This window comes from Ralstonia sp. 22086 (genome assembly GCF_052045975.1).
GTDB lineage: Bacteria > Pseudomonadota > Gammaproteobacteria > Burkholderiales > Burkholderiaceae > Ralstonia > Ralstonia wenshanensis.
The window spans coordinates 360,284-384,175 of record NZ_JBQEPZ010000003.1 but is presented as its reverse complement, the minus strand read 5'-3'; the positions used below and the strand labels follow the sequence as shown (position 1 = coordinate 384,175).

Here is a 23,892-nt window from a genome sequence, read left to right as displayed (position 1 = left end):
GGGCGCAGGGGTGAAGCACTAGAAAGCGGGTGCGATAATCCGCGCATGTCGAGAGCTCCATTTCCTGTGCCGCCAGACTCGCTTCGGGGCACGCTGATGATCCAGGGCACCACGTCGGATGCTGGCAAGAGCACGCTGGTGGCCGGCTTGTGCCGCGTTGCGCATCGTGCGGGTGTGCGCGTGGCGCCGTTCAAGCCCCAGAACATGGCACTCAACAGCGCCGTCACCGCAGACGGTGGCGAGATCGGCCGCGCGCAGGCGTTGCAGGCGCAGGCGGCGGGCGTTGCCCCCACGGTCGACATGAACCCCGTGCTGCTCAAGCCCAACAGCGACACCGGCGCGCAGATCATCATCCACGGTCAGCCGCGGTGCGACCTCGATGCCCGCGCGTATCACGACTACAAGCCCACCGCCATGGCTGCCGTGCTCGAATCGCACACGCGGCTGCGCGCGCGTTACGACCTCGTGCTCGTAGAGGGTGCGGGCAGCCCGGCGGAGGTCAACCTGCGCGACAGGGACATCGCCAACATGGGGTTTGCCGAAGCCGTCGATTGCCCCGTCGTGCTCGTCGCTGACATCGATCGCGGTGGCGTGTTCGCGCACCTTGTCGGCACGCTCGCCTGCTTGTCTGACAGCGAACGTGCGCGCGTGGGCGGGTTCATCATCAACCGGTTCCGCGGCGATATTTCTCTGCTCACGCCCGGGCTCGACTGGCTGACCGCGCAGACGGGCAAGCCGGTGTTTGGCGTGCTGCCGTATCTGCATGGCCTTCACCTCGACGCAGAAGACGCGGTGCAGACGGCGCAGCGCACAGCCTCCGCCGACGCGCTACGCGTTGCTATTCCGGTGTTGCCGCGTGTGTCCAACCACACCGATTTCGATGCGCTGCGCGCGCACCCGCAGGTGGATGTCCGCCTGGTCGGGCCAGGCCAGCCGGTTCCGCCCGCCGACCTCATCATCCTGCCCGGCAGCAAGAGCGTGCAGGCCGATCTCGCCTGGCTGCGTGCCAATGGCTGGGAGGCGGCCATCGCGCGGCATCTGCGCTACGGCGGCAAGCTGATCGGCATCTGCGGCGGCATGCAGATGCTGGGGCGGCGCTTGCATGATCCGCACGGGCTGGAAGGCGCAGCTGGCAGCGTCGAGGGTTTCGGCTATCTCGATTTTGAGACGACGCTGGAGGCTGCCAAGCAGTTGCGTCAGGTGCGCGGCTCCTTGGCGGAAAGCGGTGCGGCCATCGCCGGCTACGAAATCCACATGGGCGTGACCGAGGGGGCGGCGCTCACGCGCCCCGCCGTGCACCTCGACGATGGCCGCGCAGATGGCGCGATCTCCGCAGACGGGCAAATCCTGGCGACTTACCTGCACGGCTTGTTCGATACGCCCGATGCGTGCCGAGCGTTGCTTGCCTGGGCCGGCGTGCGCGATGCGCAGGCGCAGGACTACGCCGCATTGCGCGAGGCATCGCTCGAGCGCCTTGCCGACACGTGCGAAGCGCATCTGGACCTCGCCACGCTGTTCCGAACGCTGCCACGTGCAGGGTGAGCCATAATTACCGGATGGACAGATCCGCTGGGTGACTAACTCGGCACATGATTCGACGAGCACAAGGAGGCAGGCATGCCGGTGGCCGTTGTAGCGAATCCGAAGGGCGGAGTGGGCAAAAGCACGCTGGCCACCAATCTGGCCGGCTACTTTGCGGCGCGGGACCATGCCGTGATGCTGGGCGACACCGATCGCCAGCAGTCCTCACGCGAATGGCTCGCCTTGCGCCCCGAAACCGCCAAGCCCATCCGCACGTGGGAAATCAACGCCGACCACATCGCCAAGCCGCCCAAGGGGACGACGCACGTGGTGCTCGACACGCCGGCGGGTCTCCACGGCTGGCGCCTGGGGGATCTCGTCAAGATGTCCGGTTACGTGATCGTGCCGTTGCAGCCTTCCATGTTCGACATCCTTGCCACGCAGACCTTCCTGCGCAAACTGGCCGATGAAAAACCCGTGCGTCATGGCGAGGTCAAGCTGGGCGTGGTCGGCATGCGCGTGGATATGCGCACGCGTGCCGCGGAACAGCTCCAGCGTTTCGTGCAGGGGCTGGACGTACCTATCCTCGGCTATCTGCGGGATACCCAGAACTACGTCCAACTGGCCGCGCATGGCCTGACGCTGTGGGATGTGGCGCCCTCGCGCGTGGCCAAGGACGTGGAGCAGTGGAGCGGCATTCTCGACTGGTTGGGGGAAGCGCCTACGCAGGCGAGCGCTACCGACACGTCGGCGGCGGCATGAAAAAAAGCCCGGCACTGCCGGGCTTTTTCGTGGGGCGAGGCTACATCGCTCAGATCTCGAGGTTATCGATCAGGCGTGTCTTGCCGAGCTTCGCGGCGGTCAGCACGACCAGCGGTTCGCCTGCAGCGATGTTCTCGGGCGTCGGTTTCTGCAGGTCGGAACGGCGGCGCACGGCCACGTAGTCGGGCTGCCAGCCGCGGCCACGCAGATACTCCATCGCCTTGGTGGTCACCTCTTCGTGCGAAGCCTGGCCTTGCAGCACGGTTTCCAGCACGTCCTGACGGACCTGATGCAGCGTGCGGTACAGCTCGGGGGCCTCTGCGCGCTCTTCGTTGGTCAGGTAGACGTTGCGCGACGACAGCGCCAGGCCGTCATCCGCGCGCACCGTTTCGGCGGGGATGATATCGACCGGCAACGCAAACTGATGCGCCATGCGGCGCACGATCATCAACTGCTGGTAATCCTTCTTGCCGAACACGGCCACACGGGGTTGCACGCAGCAGAACAGCTTCATCACCACCGTGCACACGCCTTTGAAGAAGCCGGGGCGGAATTCGCCTTCCAGCGTGTCGCCCAGGTCGTGCGGCGGCTCGACGCGGTACTCCTGCGGCTCGGGGTACATGTCGCGCTCGGTGGGCGCAAACAGCACGTACACGCCTTCCTTCTGCAGTTTCTCGATGTCGTCCTGCAGCGTGCGCGGGTACTTGTCGAAATCTTCGTTCGGGCCGAATTGCAGACGGTTCACGAAGATGGACGCCACCACCGGATCGCCATGCTGGCGTGCCAGGCGCATCAGGCTCAGGTGGCCCTCATGCAGGTTGCCCATGGTCGGCACGAAGGCGACGCGGTTCTGGCCGCGCAGCTGATCGCGCAACTCCTGGATCGACGAGATGACTTTCATTCGCTTTGGTGGTGATCCGACCGATTACGTCGGAGAGTAGGCAAGGCGCACGTAGATGGGTGCGTACGGTTCGGCCTGCGTGATTTCGAGCAGCGATTCGCGCGAAAGCTCGAGCATGGCGACAAAGTTGACGACCACGATGGGTGCGCCCTTGCCGGACTGGATCGCTTCTTCGAACAGCTCGGTGAACTCCATGAACCGCGCGTGCTGCAGGCGGCGCAGGATCTGGCTCATGTGTTCGCGCACGGACAGCTCTTCGCGCGAGATCTTGTGGTGCTGCGTGAGCTTGGCCCGGCGCAGGACGTCTGCCCAGGCGACACGCAGGTCGTCGGAATTGACGTCGGGGTAGCGCGGCGCGAGGCTCTGCTCGATATAGACCTGTGCGCGCAGGAAATCGCGGCCCAGTTGCGGCACGGTGTCGAGCTTCTGTGCCGCGAGCTTCATCTGCTCGTACTCGAGCAGGCGGCGGACCAGTTCGGCGCGCGGATCTTCGGGCTCCACGCCTTCGTCGGTCTTCTTGACCGGCAGCAGCATGCGCGACTTGATCTCGATGAGCATGGCCGCCATCAGCAGGTATTCGGCAGCCAGCTCAAGGTTGGTCGTGCGGATCTGCTCGATGTACGCCAGATACTGCCGCGTGACCTGCGCCAGCGGAATGTCCAACACATTGAAGTTCTGGCGCCGGATCAGGTACAGCAGCAAGTCCAGCGGCCCTTCAAACGCTTCGAGAAAGACCTCGAGCGCGTCGGGCGGGATGTAGAGATCTTGCGGGAGCTTGAACAGCGGCTCGCCGTAAAGCCGCGCAAAGGCGAGGCCGTCGACCTGCGCGGGCGTGGAATCCTGATCGGGCGCCACGCTGGGCAGCTCGACGGGCAGTGGCAGCTTGTCCTGCGCGGAAGTGGTCATGCGGCGGTGAGCCTGGCGGGCCGAGGGCCGGTTGGCCGATCAGTCCAGCGAGTAGACGTACGGCTTTTGCGGCACGCGGGCGGACTTGGCGCGGGCGCGCTCTTCCAGGTCGATCGGGTCCTTGTCCCACAGCAGGGACCGGCCTTGGCGCTGCTGCGCTTCCAGGTCGGGCTTCTGGGTCTTGAGTTCTTCCAGGAACTGGGTGATCTCGGACTTGTACAGGGCCATGGCGGTATGTGATGTTGGGTGATCTTGCCCGCGCGGAAAGGTCCCCGGCGGAAAACCGGCGCATTTTACCGTATTGGCTGTCCTAACGGCCTTGGGCACGGCACGTGCGAAACCCCTCGGGCCGATCCGGAAGGCCGCATTCGTTGCATTTGCCTCGGCACCCGCCGGGCCCGGTATGGTCAAATACGCCTTTCCTTCGATTCAGCCGACCCGTGGGGCGGCGCCACGCTTGCCACGATGACCGGCTCCAATCGACCATCGCGACCGTCACGACCACCACGCTTTCGTTTTCTGGGTTTGCCCGCCGCCGCGCTGGCGGCCGGCTTTGCGCTGTCCGTTGCCTGGGCCCCGGCGCACGCTGAATACGACGTCAAGATCGACGCGCCGAAGTCCATTCGCGATTTGCTTGAGCGCCATCTGGACCTGTCGCGTTACAAGGATCGCAAGGACATCACCGACGATCAGCTCCAATACATGGTCGAGACCATTGGCGACCAGGTCACCAAGCTGACGGCCACCGAAGGCTATTTCGTGCCCAAGGCGACCGCGAAGCTGGACGGCCCGCCGGACCACCGTGTAGTCAATGTGAAGGTCGAGCCCGGCCCGCGTACCACCATCGACACCGTGGCGCTCGACTTTACCGGGGCCATCACGCAAGACGCCAAGCGCATCGACGAATTGAAAAAATCGTGGAGCCTGCAGCACGGCATGGCCTTCCGCCAGTCGGGCTGGGATAAGGCCAAGGACGACGGTCTGGCCGCTCTGCAGAGCAAACGTTATTACGCGGCCAAGCAGACGTCGTCGCAGGCACGTGTGGATCCGGACGAAAGCAAGGCAGACCTGTCGGTGGGCTATGACAGCGGTCCGGCCTACACGCTGGGGCCGCTGGAAGTGCAGGGCTTGTCGCGCTACCCGCTCAGCATCATCAACCACGTGAATCCGCTGCGCGTGGGTGAAGACTACTCAGCCGATCGGCTGCAATCGTTGCAGGCTGCCATCCAGGGGCAGCCGTATTTCTCCAATGCCATCGTTGACCTGGGTGACGACCCGAAGAACCCGGTCAACGCGCCGGTGCGCGTGCGCGTGCGGGAGTACCCGCCCAACCGCATCACCAGTGGTGTGGGTTACGGCACGGACACGGGCGCCTCGGTGGAGGGGCGCTATCAATATCTGAATCTGTTCAGCAAGGCATGGGTGCTCGATACGCAGGCCCGCATCGAACAGCGCCGTCAGTACCTGTTTGCCGGCGTGACCGTGCCGCCCGACGACAAACAATACGTCAACAGTCTCTACACCAGCATGGACCGCACCGACACCTCGGGCACCGACACGCGCAGCTATCGTTCCGGCTTCAAGCAGACGCGCGTACGCGGCATCTATGAGACGTCGTTCACCGTTGATTTCTACTATGACGATCTGCGCCCCGATGGTGCCGAGCGGCAGTTGAGCAAAGCCCTTGTCCCGGGGTTCGCCTGGACGCGCCGCGACGTGGACGACCCGCTGTTCCCGCGTCGCGGCAACATCATCACCACGCAGATCGGCGCGGCAGTCAAGGGCGTGCTGACGGACCAATCGTTCGTGCGGTCATACAGCCGCATCCGCCAGTTCGTGCCTGTGGGGCAGCGCGATATCTTCGTCGCGCGTGGCGAGCTGGGCGCGGTCATCACCTCCGGTTCCGGCGATGGCGTGCCGGCCACGCTGCGCTTCCGCACGGGCGGCACGCAGTCGGTGCGCGGTTACGATTTCCAGAGCATCGGTAACGACGTCAACGGCAGCACGTTGCCGGCCAAGTTCCTCGTCACCGGCGGGGTGGAGTATCAACGCTGGTTCCTGCCGCAATGGGGCGCCGCCGTGTTCTGGGATACCGGCACCGCCACCGACAACTGGTCGGAGCGTCGCTGGTTCAACGGTGTGGGTGTCGGCGTGCGCTGGAAGAGCCCGGTCGGACCGATCCAGCTCGACATGGCCTATGGCATCCAGCAGAAGCAGTTCCGGCCGAGCGTGTCGCTGGGCATCGCGTTCTGAACATGACGATGACCGATCCGCAAACGCCCGAACCGAAGCAACCCGAAACACCGCGCCCCGAGCGTCCACAGCGCGGCTGGGGCCGCCGCACGCTGCGCTGGTTCGGCGCCTTCATCGCCCTTCTGCTGGCGATCGTGCTGGCACTCGCCGGTTGGCTGGTGTGGGCCATCCATTCGCAATCGGGCACGGCGCAGTTGTGGTCGCTCGCTACGCGCTTTGGCAACGCTTATGTGTCGGGCAAGCTGGAAGGCGGCACGGTGCGCGAGGGCCTGTCGCTGCGCGATCTGCACGTGCGCGCCGGCAGCACGGAAGTGCGCATCGACCATGTGGAGGGCCGCTGGGCCATCACGCGTGGCCCGTGGCATGCGCACTTCGCGTATCTCCGTGCCGGCAATGTCGAGGTGATCCTGCATCCGACGCCGCCCACACCGCCGAGTGGTCCGCCCAATTCGCTGGTGCTGCCGCTGGCACTGGATGTGGACCGCCTCGCCGTCGAGCGGCTTGCCATCCGGCAGGGCACGTCGACCACCGAACTGAAATCGATTGCCGGCAGCCTGCACACCGACGGCACGCACCACAACGTGCTGCTCGACGGTATGGAGACGCCTGCCGGCAAGCTGGCCGCCACGCTGCGCATGACCGGTACGCGCCCGTATCCACTCACCGGCGCCGCAACGCTGGCTACGCAGTTCGAGGTGAACGGGCAGAAGCAGGATGCGGCGGTGTCGGCGCAACTGTCGGGCTCGCTGGAGGCGTTGCATATCGAGGCGACCGGGACCGGCGCCAAGCTGACCGCGCAGGCGCTGATCGATGCCACGCCGTTCGGCGCGTTGCCCTTGTCGCGCGCTGTCGTATCGGCGGAGCATGTGAATCCGCGTGCGTTTGCGCCGGGCGCGCCAGAAGCATCGTTGTCGATCCACGCTGACCTGCGTCCTGACGAGAAAGCCAAGACGCTGACGGTGGCGGGCCCCATCCAGATCGACAACGCACAGCCCGGCACGCTCGACAAACAGAAGCTGCCGCTGCAATCGCTGCGTGCTCAGGTGCGGCTGAACGAAAACGATCAGCAACTCACCGGCCTCGACGTGCGGCTGCTGGGCGGCGCAGTGCTCACGGGCGGCGCCGATGTGCAGAAGGGGCATGGCGCACTCCGCGTGGATGTGCGCCAGCTCGATCTGCAGGCGCTGCACGCATCGCTGGAGAAGACGAAACTCGCTGGCCCCGTCACCGTGGATTTTGCGGGTGGCACGCAGCGTGTGGCGCTTGATCTGGCGGGCGGCGACATGCGCGCGCAAGCGAACGCCGTGCTCGATGCGGCGCAGATTGCGGTGGAGCGCGCCCAGGTGTCGTTGGGGCGCTCGCGCCTGACACTGGCGGGCACGCTCAAGCACGACGATGCGCAGTCATTCGCCTTCAAGGGCAACCTGGCGGAGTTCGATCCGTCGCGGCTGGCCATGGTGGCCAAGGGCCGCATCAATGCCGAGTTCGACGCGCGCGGTACGCTCGGCGAGCCGATCGACGCCGCCATCAAGTTTGCGGTGCGCGATAGCGATTACGCCGGCTTGCCGATGACCGGCGACGGCAACGTCCACGTGCGCGGCGAACGCCTGCTGCCCAGTGACGCCAAGCTCGACGTGGCCGGCAACAAGGCGAGCCTGCGGGGCAGCTTTGGCGGGGCGGGCGACCGCATGCATGTCGACGTCGATGCGCCGCAGCTCGCACGCTTGCAGCTTGGGGTGAGTGGGGCGCTGACCTTGTCTGGCGATGTCTCCGGCACGATCAAGCGCCCGCAGGTAGACGCGACCTTCCGCGCGAGCCAACTGGCTTATCAGGGAAACAAGATCGACACCGCCAACGGCCGCGCGCAGATCCGCGACGGGATCGACGGGCCATTGCAGTTCGAACTGACCGCGCAACGTGTGACGGGTCCGAGCCTGTCGTTGCGAGAAGTGCATGCCACGCTGGACGGCACGCGGCGCGCCCACCGCTTCCGCGCCGACGCTGACGGCAACGTACGCAATCAGCCGTTCAAGTTCGCGCTGGCAGGCGACGGTGCGCTCACACCCGGCAAGGACGGCGATGGGTGGGACGGCACGATCTCCACGTTGTCGGCCCAGGGTGCGCCCAACCTGCAACTCACGGCGCCTGTGAAGCTGTCGGTGGCACCGGGCCGCCTGATGATGGGCCGCGCAGACCTGACGCTGGACCAGACGCCCATCCACATCGAGCGTGTCGAATCGACCCAGGGCCACGTGCGCAGCGCCGGCCGCTTCGATGGTTTACAGATCGCGCGGGTGCTGGAGCTGGTGCGCACCTTGACGGGCCAGGCTCCGCCGGTACGCACGGATCTTGTCGTCGATGGCCAATGGGATCTTGACCTCGGAAACACGGCCACCGGCACGGCGCGCATCGCCCGGCGCAGCGGCGATCTGTCGATCAACGCCGGCCGTGGTTTCACGCCGCTGGGCCTGACCGAAGCGACCGTGGAAGCGCGCGGCGAAGGCATGCGCCTGGGGCTGCGCGGCAACGTGCAGTCGACGCGCGTCGGCAACGTTTACCTTGATGCGGGTGTCGGGCTTGTGCGTGATCCGGGGCCTGGCACCTTGGCGCTCATGGCGCCCTCGTCGCCGCTCTCCGGCGGTTTGACGATCAGCCTGCCGCAACTCAAGAGCATTGGGGACCTGCTTGGGCCGGACGTCGCAACGGACGGGCAGCTTGCGGCCAGCCTGACGTTCGCCGGTACGGTGGGCGCGCCCAAGGTGAGCGGCTTCCTGACCGGCCAGGACGTTGACGTGGCGCTGTACGACCAGGGCATCCGCCTGACCAAGGGCGTGGTGCGCGTGGCGCTCGACCAGAACGTGGTTGACCTGCAAGAGGTGGTGTTCCACGGCGGTGACGGCACGGTGCGGGCGCAGGGCCGCGTGCAGCTTGGCGAGGCGAACCCGAACCTGGCAGGCTCCATCGTTGCCGACAGGCTGCAACTCTTTGCCGATCCGGACCGCACGCTGGTGCTGTCGGGGCAGGCCCGCATTGCCAACGACAACGACCGCGTGGCCATCACCGGCAAGTTCAAGGTCGACCGCGGCCTGTTCGATTTGCCAAAGGACGGCGCGCCGTCGCTCGGCGACGACGTGGTCATCGTCCGTCGTGCCGATGCAGCACGCAACCAGGCCGAACGTGGCGTCAAGCGGGAAGAAAAGCCGGCTGGCCGCTTCAGCCCGGTCGTGGATGTTGATGTCGATTTTGGCGACAACTTCCGCTTCAAAGGGGCCGGTGCAGACCTGTCACTCGGCGGCCAGATGCACGTGCACAGCGAACCGCTCGTGCCCCTGCGCGGCACCGGCACGATCTACGTGCGCGAGGGCAGCACGTACGAGGCGTTCGGCCGCAAGCTGGCCATCGAACGCGGCGTGCTGAACTTCGTGGGGCCGATCAACAACCCGTCGTTCAACATCACCGCCATGCGGCGCAATCAGGAAGTCGAAGCGGGCGTGCAGGTGACCGGCACGGTGCGCCAGCCGCGCGTCAAGCTCGTCTCCGAGCCCAACGTGCCCGATGAAGACAAGCTCTCCTGGTTGATGTTCGGCTATAGCGCATCAAACGCGGGCCTGGGCCAGCAGCAGGCGATGTCCGGCGCGGCACTTGGCCTGTTGGGCAACGTGGCCGGCAAGAACGTGGCGCGGCGCTTCGGGCTCGACGAGTTCTCGATTGGGCCGTCCACCGCTGGCCTGACCGACCCGCAGGTGGTGAGCCTGGGCAAGGCAATCTCGGAGCGCATCACCGTTGGCTACGAGCAGAGCCTGTCCACGGCCGATTCCATCGTCAAACTGACATGGCAGTTTTCGCGGCGGTGGTCGGTGGTGGCACGCGGCGGCACGATCAACGGCGCGTCGGTTCTGTTCAACAAGCGTTGGTAATCAGGTGGCCCGGCTGCCAGAATGGCGGCGGGTACATGTTTCACACGAGGAGTTCCATGCCGCATCTTCGTCAACTCGCACAAGTGGGAGTCACCATGGGCGTTCTGGCTTCATTGCTGGGGCTGTTCGGCTGTGATCAGCAGAAGGTCGACCAGGCTGTGGATCGTGTGGGCGATGCCGCCAAGCGGGCATGGCAATCGGCCAAGCCGGACAACCTGCTGTTCAAGGGCATCGTGGCGGGGCAATCCACCGAGGATGATGTCAGGGCCACCGCCGGCCAGCCCGAGATGATCTGGGAGAACGAGGGCGGCACGCGGCAGCTTGAGTATCCGCGCGGGCCTGAAGGAACCTCAACGTGGATGGTGACGATCGGGCCTGACGGGCACGTGCAGAAGATCGAGCAGGTGTTGACCGCCGAGAATTTTGGACGCGTACGTGTGGGGCAGAGCAAGGACGATATCCGCCGCATGCTCGGCAAACCTGGGAAGGTCGAGGTGTTTAAGCTGAAGCAGGAAGAGGTTTGGGGGTATCGGTGGATGGAAAGCGCGACTGAACGGGCTTTCTTCAATGTGCACTTTGGGGCGGATGGGCGTGTTACGACGACTTCGCGGAGTGATGATCGGTTGAATGGGGGGTAGGGGTTTTTGTTGTTTGGGTTTTTGGCTCTGGATTTTTTTGTGGTGCATCCCCCGTGTCGTACCCTGCCGGGACCGAAAGGGAGGTGGACCACCAAGCCCAACTCCCCATCAAACCAAATCAACGCACCCGCATCCCCGGCACCGCCCCAGCATGCGGCTCAAGAATATAAAGCCCCGGTTGAGCCTTCTCATCAGCCGCCGAAGCCGCCAACACCATCCCCTCCGACATCCCAAACTTCATCTTGCGCGGTGCGAGGTTGGCCACCATCACGGTCAGCTTGCCCACGAGATCTTCCGGCGCATACGCCGACTGGATGCCCGAAAACACATTCCGCGTCTGTCCTTCACCCACATCCAGCGTCAGCTGCAGCAGCTTGTTCGATCCTTCCACGCGCTGGCAGGCGACGATCTTGGCCACACGCAGGTCGATCTTGGCGAAGTCGTCGATGGTGATGGTGTCGGCCATCGGCTCGATCGCGGCAACACCGTTGGCGGCAGCAACCGGTGCTTCTGCGGTGGCCTGCAGCGACTGGCGATTGGCTTCCACCAGCGCATCCACCTGTTTCTTGTCCACGCGCGTCATCAGGTGCGAGTACGGCTGGATCGGCTTGGCCGACGACAACTGTGAATCGATCGAGCGCCACGTCAGCGGCTCAACGTTGAGGAACGCTTCGATGCGCTCGACGGTGGTCGGCAGAATCGGCTTGAGGTACACGGCCAGCAGGCGGAACGCTTCCAGCGCAACCGAGCACGCGGCATGCAGCTTTTCGCGGTTGGCTTCGTCTTTGGCCAGGTCCCACGGCTTTTCTGTGTCGACGAAGGCGTTGACGGCGTCGGCCAGCTCCATCACGGCGCGCAGCGCTTTGCTGTACTCGCGCTTTTCGTACAAATCGGCGATTTGCGGGGCGGCTTCGCGCAGTTGCACCATCAGCGGGTGGCCCAGTGCGGCGTCGCTTACGCGGCCTTCGAAGCGCTTGACCAGGAAGCCCGCCGAGCGGCTGGCGATGTTGACGAACTTGCCCACCAGATCACTGTTCACGCGGGCGATGAAATCGTCCAGGTTCAGGTCCAGGTCTTCCATCGTCGCGTTCAGCTTGGCGGCGAAGTAGTAGCGCAGCCATTCCGGGTTCAGGCCGGTGTCGATGTAGCTCTGTGCCGTGATGAACGTGCCGCGCGACTTGCTCATCTTGGCGCCGTCCACGGTCAGGAAGCCGTGGGCGAACACGTTGGTCGGCGTGCGGTGGCCCGAGAACTTGAGCATCGCCGGCCAGAACAGCGTGTGGAAATACAGGATGTCCTTGCCGATGAAGTGGTACTGCTCGGTGGTCGAGTGTTCGTTGATCCACGCGTCGAAATCAAGGCCGCGCTTGGCGCACAGGTTCTTGAAGCTGGCGTAGTAGCCGACCGGCGCATCCAGCCACACATAGAAGTACTTGCCCGGCGCGCCCGGAATCTCGAAGCCGAAGTACGGCGCGTCACGCGAGATGTCCCAGTCCGACAGTTTGGCCTCGCCTTCATCGCCAAGCCATTCGCGCATCTTGTTGGTGGCTTCAGGCTGCGCCAGGTCGGCCACCCATTCGCGCAGGAAATTTTCGCAGCGCGGGTCAGACAGCTTGAAGAAGTAGTGTTCCGACGACTTGCGCACTGGCGTTGCGCCCGACACCACGGAATACGGATTCTTCAGGTCGGTCGGCTGGTACGTCGCGCCGCAGACTTCGCAGGAATCGCCGTACTGGTCTTTCGCGCCGCACTTCGGGCATTCGCCCTTGATGAAACGGTCCGGCAGGAACATCTCCTTGACCGGGTCGTAGAACTGCTCGACCTCGCGCACGTCGATCAGGCCAGCTTCCTTGAGCTTGAGGTAGACGCTCTGGCACAGCTCCTTGTTTTCATCGGAGTCGGTGCTGTAGTAGTTGTCGAACGAGACGAGGAAGTTGTCGAAGTCGCGCTTGTGTTCCGTCCAGACGCGTTCGATGAGCTGCCGCGGGGTCAGGCCTTCCTTCTCGGCGCGCAGCATGACGGGCGTGCCGTGCGTATCGTCGGCGCCCACGTAATAGATCTCATGCCCGCGCATGCGCTGGAAGCGCACCCAGATATCGGTCTGGATGTACTCGACCAGGTGGCCGATGTGAATCGGTCCGTTTGCGTAGGGCAGTGCGGAAGTGACGAGGATGCGACGTTCGGACATGGGCAGGCCAGAAAGGTGCGGGCGGGCCGCAAACAGGGCGCGGCGCGCGGAGAAACGCATATTTTAGCGCGCCCGGCGGCGGCAAGCCCGTCAGGGAGCAATCTGCGGAATCGCGGGTGTGATCGTGGGGTTGTCCCATGCGTCACGATGCCGCGCATGGTGTGAACCAAAAAAAAGCGCCGGTCAGAGCCGGCGCAGCTTTCCACAACGGAAAAGGAGGAGAAATCAGGTACCGCCCGGGAGGTCAGCCACGCATCGCGAGCCAGCAACGTGTGGCAAGCGGCACCTGTTTTCTATGACAGGGTTAGCCCTGAATTGGTTTCAAATAAATTTCGACGCGGCGATTTTGAGCGCGGCCGGCCTCGGTCGCGTTGTCGGCAACGGGCTGGTTCTGGCCGCGGCCTTCAGCCGAGAGACGGTTGCGGGCCACGCCTCGGTCGGTCAGGTAGTTCGCCACGCTCTGGGCGCGCTTTTGCGACAGCGTCATGTTGTAGTTGGGGTTGCCGGTGCTGTCCGTGTGGCCGACCACATTGGCGGCCAGTTCCGGATGTTGCGTGAGCGTTTGCGCCACGCTATCCAACGGGCCGCGGAACGACGGCTTGATCACCGCGCTGTCGGTATCGAACGAAACCTGGCTCGGAATATTCAGCTTGAGCGAGCCGTCGGGCTGCTCCGAAATTTGCGTGCCGGTGCCGGCCGTATCGCCAGCCAGCTTGGACTTGATGGCGCCCCAGTTGTAGCCGACGGCTGCACCGGTTGCCGCGCCCAGCGCACCGCCAATGGCGGCGCCCTTGCCGTTGCCGACCAGTGCGCCGATGCCAGCGCCCACGGCCGCGCCAACGCCCGTGCCCATGGCGGTCTGGTTCTGCTGCTCGGTGGCGCAGCCGGCGGCCAGCAGGGCGATCAGCGAGACGGAAATAAGCTTGGCTTTCATGGTTTCTCCTACGGGTAACGGGATCGGTTCTTGTGGGTTTGCCGATATCCGGCGCATCAGAGGGATATTGGGGAGAATCGGACGAACGACGCGCCGGCAAAATACAATAGCAAAACAGTAGATAGAGTGGCCAGGGCGCCGCAAAGTTCATGCCGCGTCACCGTTGGCCCGTCCCCCATTCGCATTAGATTTGTGGAGCAAATGTTGAGCGTAACCATCGAACAGATCACCGAAGCCCTGCGCGGCGTGGTGGATCCCAATACCGAGCGCGACCTCGTGTCGTCCAAATCGGCGCGCAACATCCGGGTCGACGGCGGCGAGGTGTCGCTCGATGTGGAACTCGGCTACCCCGCCAAGAGCCAGTTCGAGCCGATCCGCAAGCTGGTCATCGGGGCGCTGCGCAAGGTGCAAGGTGTCGAGAATGTGAGCGTGCAGGTGTCGATGAAGATCGTCGCGCACGCGGTGCAACGCGGCGTGCACCTCATGCCGAATGTGAAGAACATCATCGCGGTGGCATCCGGCAAGGGCGGCGTGGGCAAGTCGACCACTGCGGTGAACCTGGCGCTTGCGCTGGCTGCGGAAGGCGCCAACGTGGGCATTCTTGACGCCGATATCTACGGCCCGAGCCAGCCGATGATGCTGGGCATCCAGGGCCAGCCCGAGTCGGCAGATGGCAAGACGATGGAGCCGATGGAGGGGCACGGCCTGCAGGCCAACTCGATCGGCTTCCTGATCGAGCAGGACAATCCGATGGTCTGGCGCGGCCCGATGGTGACCTCGGCGCTGGAACAACTGCTCAAGCAGACCAACTGGCGCGACCTGGATTACCTCATCGTCGACATGCCCCCGGGCACGGGCGATATCCAGCTCACGCTGTCGCAGAAGGTGCCTGTGACGGGCGCGGTGATCGTCACCACGCCGCAGGACATCGCGCTGCTCGACGCCAAGAAGGGTCTGAAGATGTTCGAGAAGGTGGGAATTCCCATCATCGGCGTGGTTGAAAACATGGCGGTCTATTGCTGCCCGAACTGCGGCCATACCGAGCACATTTTCGGCGCCGGCGGCGGCGAGAAGATGTGCGAACAATACGGCGTCCCGTTCCTGGGCAGCCTGCCGCTGAACTTGTCGATTCGCGAGCAGGCCGATTCGGGCCGCCCGACCGTGGTGGCCGATCCCGACGGCGCAATTGCCGGCGTCTACAAGCAGATCGCGCGCCGCGTCGCCATTGCCGTGGCCGAGAAGGCGAAGGACATGACGAGCAAGTTCCCGTCGATCGTCGTGCAGAACACCTGAGCGAAAAACCATGGATGCCAGCGAGCCGTTGTCCAACGATCGTCAGACGGAGCGCCCGTCCGTACGGGTGGCGGTGGTGCTGTGCCGCCGCCCGACGGCCAGCCGCTGGCAGCCGTTCCAGTGGCGGCTGGAGGCCGTCGTGCCCGATCTGGGCGAATACGGCACCGCACCGCGCTGCCTGGATCGTGCCGACGATAAAAAGGGCGACGAGCGCTGGCTCACGCCCGGCTTCTCCGTCACGCTGTTTCGCGACGAGGCCGAAGGCTACTACCTGAACGTGACTTCCGCCGCGCCCTGCTGGTTTGTGCTGTGGCGTCTAGGCGAGTCGGGCACGACTGACGAGGGCCGGGCGATTCCGCATACGGTTTCGCTGAGCTACAACGAGGCTGGCCGCTGGCTCGACGGTGGCGAGACGGTCGAAAATGTGCCGTTGGACGCCGCAGCGCTGGAATGGCTGCAGGCGTACGTGGCTGAAAACTACCGGCCCGAGCCGAAGAAGCGACGCCGGCCGGAGTCGTTCCTGCCGCCGGAAGATCGCGCGAAGTTCTGAGCGAGGCCGCTGTGAGCGACGAAACTTTCCTCTCGCGCTGGTCACGCCGCAAGGCAGCAGAGCGGCGGGGCGAACCCGAACCGGAAGCGGCCCCGCCCGCCGAGCCGGCGCCCGTTGTCGTGCCCGAAGCGTCGACGGCCGAACCCGCGCCCGAGGTGCCACCCCCGCTCACGCTGGAAGATGCCGCCAAGCTGACGCCATCCGATGATTTCGCGCCTTTCGTCGCGCACGGCGTGGACGAGGCCGTCAAGCGTGCCGCGCTCAAGAAGCTCTTCGCCGATCCGCATTTCAATGTGATGGACGGCCTCGATACCTACATCGACGATTATTCGCAGCCCGACCCCATCCCGCCTGAGATGCTGCGCGAGCTGCGCCATACGGCGGGATTGCGATTGTTCGAGCCGCTGGAAGAAGAGGATGCGGCTGCGCCAGCAGGAATCGAACCAGTATCGGACGCTTCGCCTGCTTCGCCCGTTGTGACCGGCGAGACGCCGCCTGAACCCGCCGATGCCGTGTCGCCCCTTGTTGAGGACCCGGCCCAGGCAACCCCGCATGGCGGCGCTAAGCCGCCGTCCGTAGAATAAAAAAAGTACCGCGCGGCAACGACCGCGCGGCCATGTCTCCACAGCCCGCGCCATGCACGTGGGCGCTCACGCACAAATCCATGCCGACGCTGCTCTGCAGTTGCAATCACACCATGCCCATCGATGCCGATGCGGTGGGCGACGCCCTGCGCGCGTCCGACGCCGCCGTCGACGCGCCAGGCAAGACGCACCACCTGCTGTGCCGCCGCGAGATCGGCGCGTTCACGCAGGCGCTGGAGGGTACGGAAGACGTCATCGTCGCCTGCACGCAGGAAAAGGCGTTGTTTGCAGAGGTGGCCGCGCAGCACGAGGGCGTGACGGCGCCGATCCATTTCGTCAACGTGCGCGAAACGGGCGGGTGGTCGGCGGGGGCCAAGCGCGATGCGCGTGGTTTCCGTGCCAAGACAGCGGCGCTGCTGGCCGTCGCTGGGTTGCCGGCACCTGACCCAGTGCCGGTGGTCGATTACCGCTCCGACGGCAACGTGCTGATTGTCGGTCCGGCTGAGCGTGCGATGCCCTGGGCGGAACGCCTGGCCGACCAACTGAGCGTGACGGTGCTCGCCACCGGACGCGATCGCGCAAGCGGCCCGCTCGCCCCGCCGATGGCGCGTCGCTGGCCCGTTCACGCGGGCGAGCTGCAGGAGGTGACCGGCTGGCTTGGCGCGTTCGAGGTGCAGTGGCGCAACCGCAATCCGATCGACCTTGACCGCTGCACGCACTGCAACGCCTGCATCGATGTCTGCCCGGAAGGTGCCATCGACGCGCTTTACCAGATCGACCTGGATGCATGCCGCGACCATCGCGCGTGCGTCAAGGCGTGCGGCGATGCGATGGCCATTGATTTCAGCCGGGTGGAGGCACCCGTGGCGCTATCGGGCCAATTCGACCTGATCTTCGATTTGAACGATGCGCCGGCGTTTGCGCGGCATCAGCCGCCGCAAGGCTACTTCCATGCGGGCGCGGACGCGGGCCGCCAATTGACCGCTTCGCTGGCACTGCTGCAGATGGTGGGCGAGTTCGAGAAGCCCAAGTTCTTCCAATACAAGGAATCCATCTGCGCGCACGGGCGTAACGGCCAGGTGGGCTGCGACGCTTGCGTGCAGGTGTGTTCCGCGTCGGCGATTGCGCCGCAGTGGAAGGATGGCCGCGGCAGCGTGCACGTCACGCCCAATCTGTGCGTAGGCTGCGGCGCGTGTACGACCGCGTGCCCGACCGGCGCCATCACCTATGCCTATCCCAGCGCGCCGTACCAGGGGCGCAAGCTCAAGACGCTGCTGAGCACGTATGCATCGGCGGGTGGGCGTGATGCCGTAGTGCTGCTGCATAACGGTGGGCGCGGCCGCACGCTGATCGAGCAACTTGGCCGGGCCGCGCGTATCGGCAACGCCCAGGGCGTGCCAGTGAATGTGCTGCCGGTCGAGGTCTTCCATGCGGCATCGACGGGGTTGGACTTATGGCTATCCGCATTGGCTTACGGCGCCGCGCGCATCGCCATCCTGCTGACGGAAGACGACGCACCGCAGTACCGCGCGATGCTGGCCGAGCAGGTTGCCGTGGCGCAGGCCATGCTGCAGGGCCTTGGCGAACCGGCGGATGAGGCGGGCGTGGTGCTGATCGACGTGGCGGATGCGGTGGCGCTCGACGCGCGCCTGGGCAGCGCTGACGTATCGGCCCCGCTGCGCGGTTTCCGCCGTGACATGGCGGCCGCCACCTTTGCAGTGGCCGCGGCAAAGCGCGAGACGCTGGACTTCGCGCTCGACCATCTCGCGCGTCACGCCAAGGCCACCGAGGCCGTCTTCCCGTTGCCGGCCGGCGCACCGTTCGGCGCCATCACCGTGAACCGCGAACGCTGCACGCTGTGCATGGCGTGCGTGGGCGCGTGCCCATCGCAGGCGCTGCGCGATCAGGCCGAGCGCCCCGTACTGGCCATGATTGAGCGCAACTGCGTCCAGTGCGGCCTGTGCGAAACCACGTGCCCTGAAAGCGCCATCGCCCTCGTCCCGCGTCTGAACCTGTCGGCCGAAGCTCGCCAATCGATCACGCTCAACGAGGCCCAGCCGTTCCACTGCATCCGCTGCAACAAGCCGTTTGGCACCGCGCAGATGGTCACGACGATGCTGGCCAAGCTGGGCGCGCATCCGGCGTTCTCAGGTGCCGCCGCCGAGCGTCTCAAGATGTGCAGCGATTGCCGCGTGATCGACATGATGCAGCACGGCGAACGCCCTGGCGCCCCGCACTGAAAACCGCCCATTGAAGCCGCGCATTGAAGCCGATCCCTGATCCCATGACCGACGCCCAGCCCCTGCAATTCCAGCCCGCCGCCACGCCTGCCGACAGCGCCGAGGATCTCGCCCGTGCGGACCTGTACGGCCTGCTCGCCACGCTGTTCTTCCGCGCGGCCGACGCTGATTTGCTGCAGCGCATCGCCGCCGCGCCGCTGGACCCGTCAGGCGACGACGCTATCGCCCCGGCCGATGCGGAAGCTGCCGCCAGCAGCGCGCTCACCCAGGCGTGGCGAAAGCTTGTTGCCCGCGCCGGCAAGACCACCGCCGAGCAGGCCGACGACGAATACACCGAACTGTTTATCGGCGTCGGCAAGCCCGAAGTGTTCTTGTACGGCTCGTACTACCAGGCCGGTTTCATGAACGAAAAGCCGCTCGTGGTGTTGCGCGACGACTTGCGCCGCTACGGCCTGGAGCGCGCCGAGGGCATCACGGAAACCGAAGATCACCTCGCTACGCTGTGCGAGGTCATGCGTTACCTCATCGCCGGGGACGATGTTGCTGTTGCCCGCGTTGAGGAGCAGCGCGCTTTTTTCCAGCGCCATCTGGCCCCATGGGTCGATACAGCTTGTGATGCTGTATTGCAGCATCCGCGCGCCGCTTTTTATGCCGACGTGGCGGGATTGGCGAAGGCGTTTTTCGACGTCGAGCGGCTCGCGCTGGAATTGGCGTGACCGCAATGTGGTCGACTGCCTAAAAATTGAGCGGTCGGCCAAGAGTCGCGCCCCGTCCGCGTCACGGCGGACCGGTTCAAATCGTACTCATTGAAAAAATTCATCGGTAAATCGTCAGGAAAATCCCTGTGTGAGGGGTTTTAGGCATGGTTTTCCCATGCCGTTACTCCTAAAATGTGTTCAAAAATTCCTATTACATTCGGTCATCGGTTTGAATGAGCCGGGGAGCATCGAAATGCCAGGTCCGAACACCGTCCCTCACGCCCGCCCCGAGGCGGATTCCGCTGAATCCGGCCCCACGCGCCGCCGCTTCCTGATGGGCGCCGCGGTGGCCGCTGCCGCAGCAGGCACCGCCGCCACGGCCAGCCATCTGGTGCAAGCGCCCGCCGCCACCGCGTCGCCACCGGCTGACGCCGCTGATGACGGCGCCACCGGCTACCGGCTGAGCGAACACATTCGCAAGTACTACAAGACGACGTGGATCTGACACGGCCGCATGCGCGCCGCTGCTACTCCATCGTCATTGCACGCACCCCTCATCCTCAGGTGACCTCATGCTTCTGACCCGCAAACCGGCGGTACAGGACACCAAAGCCGCACCGGCCCGACGTTCAAACGGCCAGGGCGCCACATCGCTTGCCGGCAGTCTGGCTCGCAGCCTGGCCGGCGCGCTGCCGACCATGGACCGCCGCACCTTCCTCAAGCGCTCCGGTATCGGCGTTGGCGCAGGGCTGGCCGCGACGCAGCTTTCGCTGGTGAAGAAATCGGTGGTGGGGGAGGCCCAGGCCGCCGAAGGCAAGGGCGATATCGTCGTGCGCCGCACGGTGTGCTCGCACTGCTCGGTTGGCTGCTCGGTGGATGCCGTCGTGCAGAACGGCGTGTGGGTGCGCCAGGAACCGGTATTCGACTCGCCGATCAACCTGGGCGCGCACTGCGCCAAAGGCGCTGCCCTGCGCGAGCACGGTCACGGTGAATACCGCCTGAAGACGCCAATGAAGCTTGTGGACGGCCGCTACCAGCGCATCAGCTGGGAGCAGGCGCTCAACGAGATCGTCGCCAAGATGAACACGATCCGCCAGGAAACGGGGCCGGATTCATTCTTCTTCGTGGGTTCGTCCAAGCACAGCAACGAGCAGTCGTACCTGCTGCGCAAGTGGGTGTCGTTCTTCGGCACCAACAACTGCGACCACCAGGCGCGTATCTGCCACAGCACCACCGTGGCCGGCGTGGCCAACACCTGGGGCTACGGCGCGATGACGAACTCGTACAACGACATGCAGAACGCCAAGTGCGCGCTGTATATCGGCTCGAACGCGGCCGAGGCGCACCCCGTGTCGATGCTGCATCTGCTGCACGCCAAGGAAACGGGCTGCAAGGTCATCGTGGTCGACCCGCGCTACACGCGTACGGCCGCCAAGTCCGATGAATACGTGCGCATCCGCTCGGGTACCGACATCGCCTTCCTGTTCGGCGTGCTGTATCACATCTTCAAGAACGGTTGGGAAGACAAGCAATACATCCACGATCGTGTCTACGGCATGGACAAGGTGCGCGAGGAAGTGCTCACCAAGTGGACGCCGGACAAGGTCGAGGAAGTGTGCGGCGTGCCTGAGGCCCAGGTGCACAAGGTTGCCGAGATGATGGCGATGAACCGCCCGAGCACGCTGGTGTGGTGCATGGGCCAGACGCAGCACACCATCGGCAATGCCATCGTGCGCGCATCGTGCATCGTGCAATTGGCGCTGGGCAATATCGGCAGGTCGGGCGGGGGCGCCAATATCTTCCGTGGCCACGATAACGTTCAGGGCGCGACCGACGTGGGGCCCAATCCGGACTCGCTGCCCGGCTATTACGGCCTCGCTGCTGGCGCGTGGAAGCATTTTGCCTCCGTGTGGGGCCTCGATTACGACTGGATCAAGGGCCGCTTCGCCTCGCAGGCGATGATGGAAAAGTCTGGCACCACCGTCTCGCGCTGGGCCGACGCGGTGCTCGAGAAGAACGAGCTGATCGACCAGGACAACAACGTTCGCGCGGTCTTTTACTGGGGCCACGCACCGAACTCGCAAACGCGCGGGATGGACATCAAGCGTGCGCTCGACAAGCTCGACCTGCTCGTGGTGATCGACCCATACCCGTCAGCCACGGCGGCCATGGCCAACATGCCAGCCGCCGACGGTACGCCGCCCAATCCGAACCGTGCCGTCTATCTGCTGCCGGCCGCCACGCAGTTCGAAACGTCGGGCTCTTGCACGGCGTCGAACCGCTCGCTGCAATGGCGCGAAAAGGTCATCGAGCCGCTGTTCGAATCGCAGCCCGACCACGTGATCATGCAGGCCTTTGCTGATCGCCTTGGCTTCGGCAAGGAGCTGTCGAAGAACTACAAGATCACGGAATACAAGCGCGCCGGCATGACGTGGCGCGAGCCGGAGATCGAATCGATCCTGCGCGAGATCAACCGCGGCAACTGGACGATCGGCTACACCGGCCAATCGCCGGAACGCCTGAAAGCTCACATGCGCAACATGCATCTGTTTGATGTGCGCACGCTGCGCTGCAAGGGCGGCAAGGACGCCGAAACAGGCTACGACCTCACCGGGGATTACTTCGGCCTGCCTTGGCCGTGCTACGGCACGCCGGAACTCAAACACCCTGGCTCGCCCAACCTGTACGACACAAGCAAGCATGTGATGGAGGGCGGGGGCAACTTCCGCGCCAACTTTGGCGTGGAGCGCGACGGTGTCAACCTGCTGGCCGAAGATGGCTCGTTCTCGCTGGGCTCGGAGTTGACGACAGGCTACCCCGAGTTCGATCACGTGTTCCTCAAGAAACTGGGCTGGTGGGACGACCTGACCGACGCCGAGAAGAAGGCCGCCGAAGGCAAGAACTGGAAGACCGATTTGTCGGGCGGTATCCAGCGCGTGGCGATGAAGCACGGCTGCCATCCGTTCGGCAACGCCAAGGCCCGCGCGATCGTGTGGAACTTCCCAGACGGCATTCCGCAGCACCGCGAGCCGCTGTATTCAACGCGGCCCGACATGGTTGCCAAGTACCCCACGCATGACGACAAGAAGGCCTTCTGGCGCCTGCCCACGCTGTACAAGACAGTGCAGCAGCGCAATATCGAGAACAAGGTCTACGAGAAATTCCCGATCATCCTCACCTCCGGCCGCCTGGTGGAGTACGAGGGCGGCGGCGAGGAGACGCGCTCCAACCCGTGGCTTGCCGAGCTGCAGCAGGAGAACTTTGTCGAGATCAACCCGAAGGCTGCAGCCGACCGTGGTATCCGCCACAACGATTTCGTCTGGGTCAAGACGCCGACCGGCGCCCAGATCAAGGTGCGTGCGCTGGTGACGGAGCGCGTGGGCGTCGACCACGCCTTCATCCCGTTCCACTTCTCGGGCTGGTGGCAGGGCAAGGACCTGCTGGATTACTACCCGGAAGGCGCCCACCCGATCGTCCGCGGCGAGGCCGTCAACACGGCCACCACCTACGGCTACGACTCGGTGACGATGATGCAGGAAACGAAAACGACGGTCTGCCAGATCGAGCGGTTCGCATAAGGACGGGGAGATCAACATGGCACGCATGAAATTCATCTGTGACAGCGAGCGCTGCATCGAATGCAACGCTTGCGCCACGGCCTGCAAGAACGAACACGAGGTGCCCTGGGGCGTGAACCGCCGCCGCGTGGTGACCATCAACGACGGCATGATCGGCGCGGAGAAATCTATCTCTGTGGCGTGCATGCATTGTTCCGATGCGCCGTGCATGGCGGTCTGCCCGGTCGACTGCTTCTACCGCACCGAAGACGGCGTGGTGCTGCACGACAAGGACGTCTGCATCGGCTGCGGCTACTGCTCCTATGCGTGCCCGTTCGGCGCGCCACAGTTCCCGAGCCAAGGTACGTTTGGCGTGCGCGGCAAGATGGACAAGTGCACCTTCTGCGCGGGCGGCCCCGAGAAGAACGGCAGCGAGGAAGAATTCGAGAAGTACGGTCGCAACCGCCTGGCCGAAGGCAAGCTGCCACTGTGCGCGGAAATGTGCTCGACCAAGGCGCTGCTTGGCGGCGATGGCGATGTGATTTCCGACATCCTGCGTAACCGGGTCATGAAGCGCGGGAAGGGCGCCGAGTTGTTCGGGTGGGGCACGGCCTACGGCGGTGGGCACGGCAAAGGCAGCCAGGCAGCGCCGGCTACCCCCGCCGCGCCCACCGCGCCTGCTTCAACGCCGGGGGCGCAATCATGACCGCCAGGGCCCGCTCGACCAGCCTGCTGATCGCTGTTGGCGCCGCGCTATTGCTCGGTGCCTGCGGCGAACGCCCGCAAACCGCCTTTGCCTCGCACCGCAAGGACGACGCGCCAGCCTACAAGGGCGCAGAAGGCGATCCGTTCATGGCCAAGAACTGGACGCCCGGTGACCGCACGAGCTGGGAGAACCAGATCCGAGCGCGCGGCCAATATCAGAACGAGTACAACAAGACGCCGTGACG

At 64.9% G+C, this 23,892-nt stretch carries 19 protein-coding genes; 14 read left to right on the top strand and 5 right to left on the bottom strand.

Annotated features, from left to right (window positions below; all coding sequences use genetic code 11):
- Nucleotides 1–45 precede the first annotated feature (45 nt).
- Entirely contained in the window at nucleotides 46–1,542 is a 1,497-nt protein-coding gene (locus ACTJK6_RS14900; RefSeq protein ID WP_440839471.1) for a cobyric acid synthase, read from the top strand.
- A gap of 75 nt (nucleotides 1,543–1,617) precedes the next feature.
- Nucleotides 1,618–2,283, top strand: a complete 666-nt coding sequence (locus tag ACTJK6_RS14895; RefSeq protein ID WP_232040746.1) for a ParA family protein — start codon at nucleotides 1,618–1,620, stop codon at nucleotides 2,281–2,283.
- A gap of 49 nt (nucleotides 2,284–2,332) precedes the next feature.
- Here ACTJK6_RS14895 and panC read toward each other — a convergent pair whose 3' ends face one another.
- The 3 genes from panC to ACTJK6_RS14880 are packed head-to-tail and all read right to left on the bottom strand — an operon-like array spanning nucleotide 2,333 to nucleotide 4,318.
- A complete protein-coding gene (panC, locus tag ACTJK6_RS14890) occupies nucleotides 2,333–3,184 on the bottom strand; it encodes a pantoate--beta-alanine ligase (protein WP_232040745.1) in 852 nt (283 codons plus the stop codon).
- A gap of 24 nt (nucleotides 3,185–3,208) precedes the next feature.
- Complete coding sequence (locus ACTJK6_RS14885) at nucleotides 3,209–4,090, bottom strand: segregation and condensation protein A (RefSeq protein WP_232040744.1); 882 nt, start codon at nucleotides 4,088–4,090, stop codon at nucleotides 3,209–3,211.
- A 39-nt stretch (nucleotides 4,091–4,129) separates the two neighbouring features.
- Nucleotides 4,130–4,318, bottom strand: a complete 189-nt coding sequence (locus tag ACTJK6_RS14880; protein WP_024975037.1) for a DUF3460 family protein — start codon at nucleotides 4,316–4,318, stop codon at nucleotides 4,130–4,132.
- A 237-nt stretch (nucleotides 4,319–4,555) separates the two neighbouring features.
- Between ACTJK6_RS14880 and ACTJK6_RS14875 the strand changes: the two genes are divergently transcribed.
- From ACTJK6_RS14875 to ACTJK6_RS14865, 3 genes are all read left to right on the top strand, one after another.
- The gene (locus tag ACTJK6_RS14875) at nucleotides 4,556–6,343 is read left to right on the top strand and encodes an autotransporter assembly complex protein TamA (RefSeq protein ID WP_440839470.1); all 1,788 of its coding nucleotides are present in this window, start codon (nucleotides 4,556–4,558) and stop codon (nucleotides 6,341–6,343) included.
- An 8-nt stretch (nucleotides 6,344–6,351) separates the two neighbouring features.
- On the top strand, nucleotides 6,352–10,260 hold the full coding sequence (locus tag ACTJK6_RS14870; protein ID WP_440839469.1) for a translocation/assembly module TamB domain-containing protein: 3,909 nt from the start codon (nucleotides 6,352–6,354) through the stop codon (nucleotides 10,258–10,260).
- A 95-nt stretch (nucleotides 10,261–10,355) separates the two neighbouring features.
- Nucleotides 10,356–10,898 carry a hypothetical protein gene (locus ACTJK6_RS14865; RefSeq protein WP_260801979.1) on the top strand — a complete coding sequence of 181 codons (543 nt, stop codon included), beginning with the start codon at nucleotides 10,356–10,358 and terminating at the stop codon, nucleotides 10,896–10,898.
- Nucleotides 10,899–11,016: 118 nt separating this feature from the next.
- Here the strand turns inward: ACTJK6_RS14865 and metG are convergent, their stop codons facing one another.
- A complete protein-coding gene (gene metG / locus ACTJK6_RS14860) occupies nucleotides 11,017–13,086 on the bottom strand; it encodes a methionine--tRNA ligase (protein ID WP_440839468.1) in 2,070 nt (689 codons plus the stop codon).
- Nucleotides 13,087–13,390: 304 nt separating this feature from the next.
- Nucleotides 13,391–14,020 (bottom strand): OmpA family protein, encoded by a 630-nt coding sequence (locus ACTJK6_RS14855; RefSeq protein ID WP_232040740.1) that lies wholly within the window; start codon nucleotides 14,018–14,020, stop codon nucleotides 13,391–13,393.
- Between the two features lie 204 nt (nucleotides 14,021–14,224).
- Between ACTJK6_RS14855 and apbC the strand changes: the two genes are divergently transcribed.
- The 9 genes from apbC to ACTJK6_RS14810 all read left to right on the top strand — a co-directional run bounded on the left by apbC (nucleotide 14,225) and on the right by ACTJK6_RS14810 (nucleotide 23,890).
- Complete coding sequence (apbC, locus tag ACTJK6_RS14850; protein WP_232043039.1) at nucleotides 14,225–15,313, top strand: iron-sulfur cluster carrier protein ApbC; 1,089 nt, start codon at nucleotides 14,225–14,227, stop codon at nucleotides 15,311–15,313.
- Nucleotides 15,314–15,323: 10 nt separating this feature from the next.
- A complete protein-coding gene (locus tag ACTJK6_RS14845) occupies nucleotides 15,324–15,863 on the top strand; it encodes a DUF3305 domain-containing protein (protein ID WP_260801977.1) in 540 nt (179 codons plus the stop codon).
- An 11-nt stretch (nucleotides 15,864–15,874) separates the two neighbouring features.
- Nucleotides 15,875–16,447, top strand: coding sequence for a DUF3306 domain-containing protein (locus ACTJK6_RS14840; protein ID WP_440839467.1), 573 nt, complete (start codon nucleotides 15,875–15,877; stop codon nucleotides 16,445–16,447).
- An 80-nt stretch (nucleotides 16,448–16,527) separates the two neighbouring features.
- The gene (locus tag ACTJK6_RS14835) at nucleotides 16,528–18,687 is read left to right on the top strand and encodes a 4Fe-4S binding protein (RefSeq protein ID WP_322017404.1); all 2,160 of its coding nucleotides are present in this window, start codon (nucleotides 16,528–16,530) and stop codon (nucleotides 18,685–18,687) included.
- Nucleotides 18,688–18,731: 44 nt separating this feature from the next.
- A complete protein-coding gene (locus tag ACTJK6_RS14830) occupies nucleotides 18,732–19,403 on the top strand; it encodes a TorD/DmsD family molecular chaperone (RefSeq protein ID WP_232040736.1) in 672 nt (223 codons plus the stop codon).
- Between the two features lie 235 nt (nucleotides 19,404–19,638).
- Nucleotides 19,639–19,890: a ubiquinol-cytochrome c reductase iron-sulfur subunit N-terminal domain-containing protein gene (locus tag ACTJK6_RS14825; RefSeq protein WP_232040735.1), complete on the top strand. Its 252-nt coding sequence runs from the start codon at nucleotides 19,639–19,641 to the stop codon at nucleotides 19,888–19,890.
- Between the two features lie 67 nt (nucleotides 19,891–19,957).
- Nucleotides 19,958–22,963: a molybdopterin-dependent oxidoreductase gene (locus tag ACTJK6_RS14820; RefSeq protein WP_260801973.1), complete on the top strand. Its 3,006-nt coding sequence runs from the start codon at nucleotides 19,958–19,960 to the stop codon at nucleotides 22,961–22,963.
- Nucleotides 22,964–22,979: 16 nt separating this feature from the next.
- The gene (gene fdh3B, locus ACTJK6_RS14815) at nucleotides 22,980–23,648 is read left to right on the top strand and encodes a formate dehydrogenase FDH3 subunit beta (protein ID WP_440839466.1); all 669 of its coding nucleotides are present in this window, start codon (nucleotides 22,980–22,982) and stop codon (nucleotides 23,646–23,648) included.
- On the top strand, nucleotides 23,645–23,890 hold the full coding sequence (locus ACTJK6_RS14810; protein ID WP_316869994.1) for a hypothetical protein: 246 nt from the start codon (nucleotides 23,645–23,647) through the stop codon (nucleotides 23,888–23,890). The genes fdh3B and ACTJK6_RS14810 overlap by 4 nt, the downstream gene beginning before the upstream one ends.
- The last annotated feature ends 2 nt before the right edge of the window (nucleotides 23,891–23,892 follow it).

What these genes read in the sequence shown, in the direction of transcription:
- ACTJK6_RS14900 (WP_440839471.1), top strand. Translation starts at nt 46, where the DNA reads ATGTCGAGAGCTCCATTTCCTGTGCCGCCAGACTCGCTTCGGGGCACG.
- ACTJK6_RS14895 (WP_232040746.1), top strand. Translation starts at nt 1,618, where the DNA reads ATGCCGGTGGCCGTTGTAGCGAATCCGAAGGGCGGAGTGGGCAAAAGC.
- panC (WP_232040745.1), bottom strand. Translation starts at nt 3,184, where the DNA reads ATGAAAGTCATCTCGTCGATCCAGGAGTTGCGCGATCAGCTGCGCGGC.
- ACTJK6_RS14885 (WP_232040744.1), bottom strand. Translation starts at nt 4,090, where the DNA reads ATGACCACTTCCGCGCAGGACAAGCTGCCACTGCCCGTCGAGCTGCCC.
- ACTJK6_RS14880 (WP_024975037.1), bottom strand. Translation starts at nt 4,318, where the DNA reads ATGGCCCTGTACAAGTCCGAGATCACCCAGTTCCTGGAAGAACTCAAG.
- ACTJK6_RS14875 (WP_440839470.1), top strand. Translation starts at nt 4,556, where the DNA reads ATGACCGGCTCCAATCGACCATCGCGACCGTCACGACCACCACGCTTT.
- ACTJK6_RS14870 (WP_440839469.1), top strand. Translation starts at nt 6,352, where the DNA reads ATGACCGATCCGCAAACGCCCGAACCGAAGCAACCCGAAACACCGCGC.
- ACTJK6_RS14865 (WP_260801979.1), top strand. Translation starts at nt 10,356, where the DNA reads ATGGGCGTTCTGGCTTCATTGCTGGGGCTGTTCGGCTGTGATCAGCAG.
- metG (WP_440839468.1), bottom strand. Translation starts at nt 13,086, where the DNA reads ATGTCCGAACGTCGCATCCTCGTCACTTCCGCACTGCCCTACGCAAAC.
- ACTJK6_RS14855 (WP_232040740.1), bottom strand. Translation starts at nt 14,020, where the DNA reads ATGAAAGCCAAGCTTATTTCCGTCTCGCTGATCGCCCTGCTGGCCGCC.
- ACTJK6_RS14845 (WP_260801977.1), top strand. Translation starts at nt 15,324, where the DNA reads ATGGATGCCAGCGAGCCGTTGTCCAACGATCGTCAGACGGAGCGCCCG.
- ACTJK6_RS14835 (WP_322017404.1), top strand. Translation starts at nt 16,528, where the DNA reads ATGCCGACGCTGCTCTGCAGTTGCAATCACACCATGCCCATCGATGCC.
- ACTJK6_RS14830 (WP_232040736.1), top strand. Translation starts at nt 18,732, where the DNA reads ATGACCGACGCCCAGCCCCTGCAATTCCAGCCCGCCGCCACGCCTGCC.
- ACTJK6_RS14825 (WP_232040735.1), top strand. Translation starts at nt 19,639, where the DNA reads ATGCCAGGTCCGAACACCGTCCCTCACGCCCGCCCCGAGGCGGATTCC.
- ACTJK6_RS14820 (WP_260801973.1), top strand. Translation starts at nt 19,958, where the DNA reads ATGCTTCTGACCCGCAAACCGGCGGTACAGGACACCAAAGCCGCACCG.
- fdh3B (WP_440839466.1), top strand. Translation starts at nt 22,980, where the DNA reads ATGGCACGCATGAAATTCATCTGTGACAGCGAGCGCTGCATCGAATGC.
- ACTJK6_RS14810 (WP_316869994.1), top strand. Translation starts at nt 23,645, where the DNA reads ATGACCGCCAGGGCCCGCTCGACCAGCCTGCTGATCGCTGTTGGCGCC.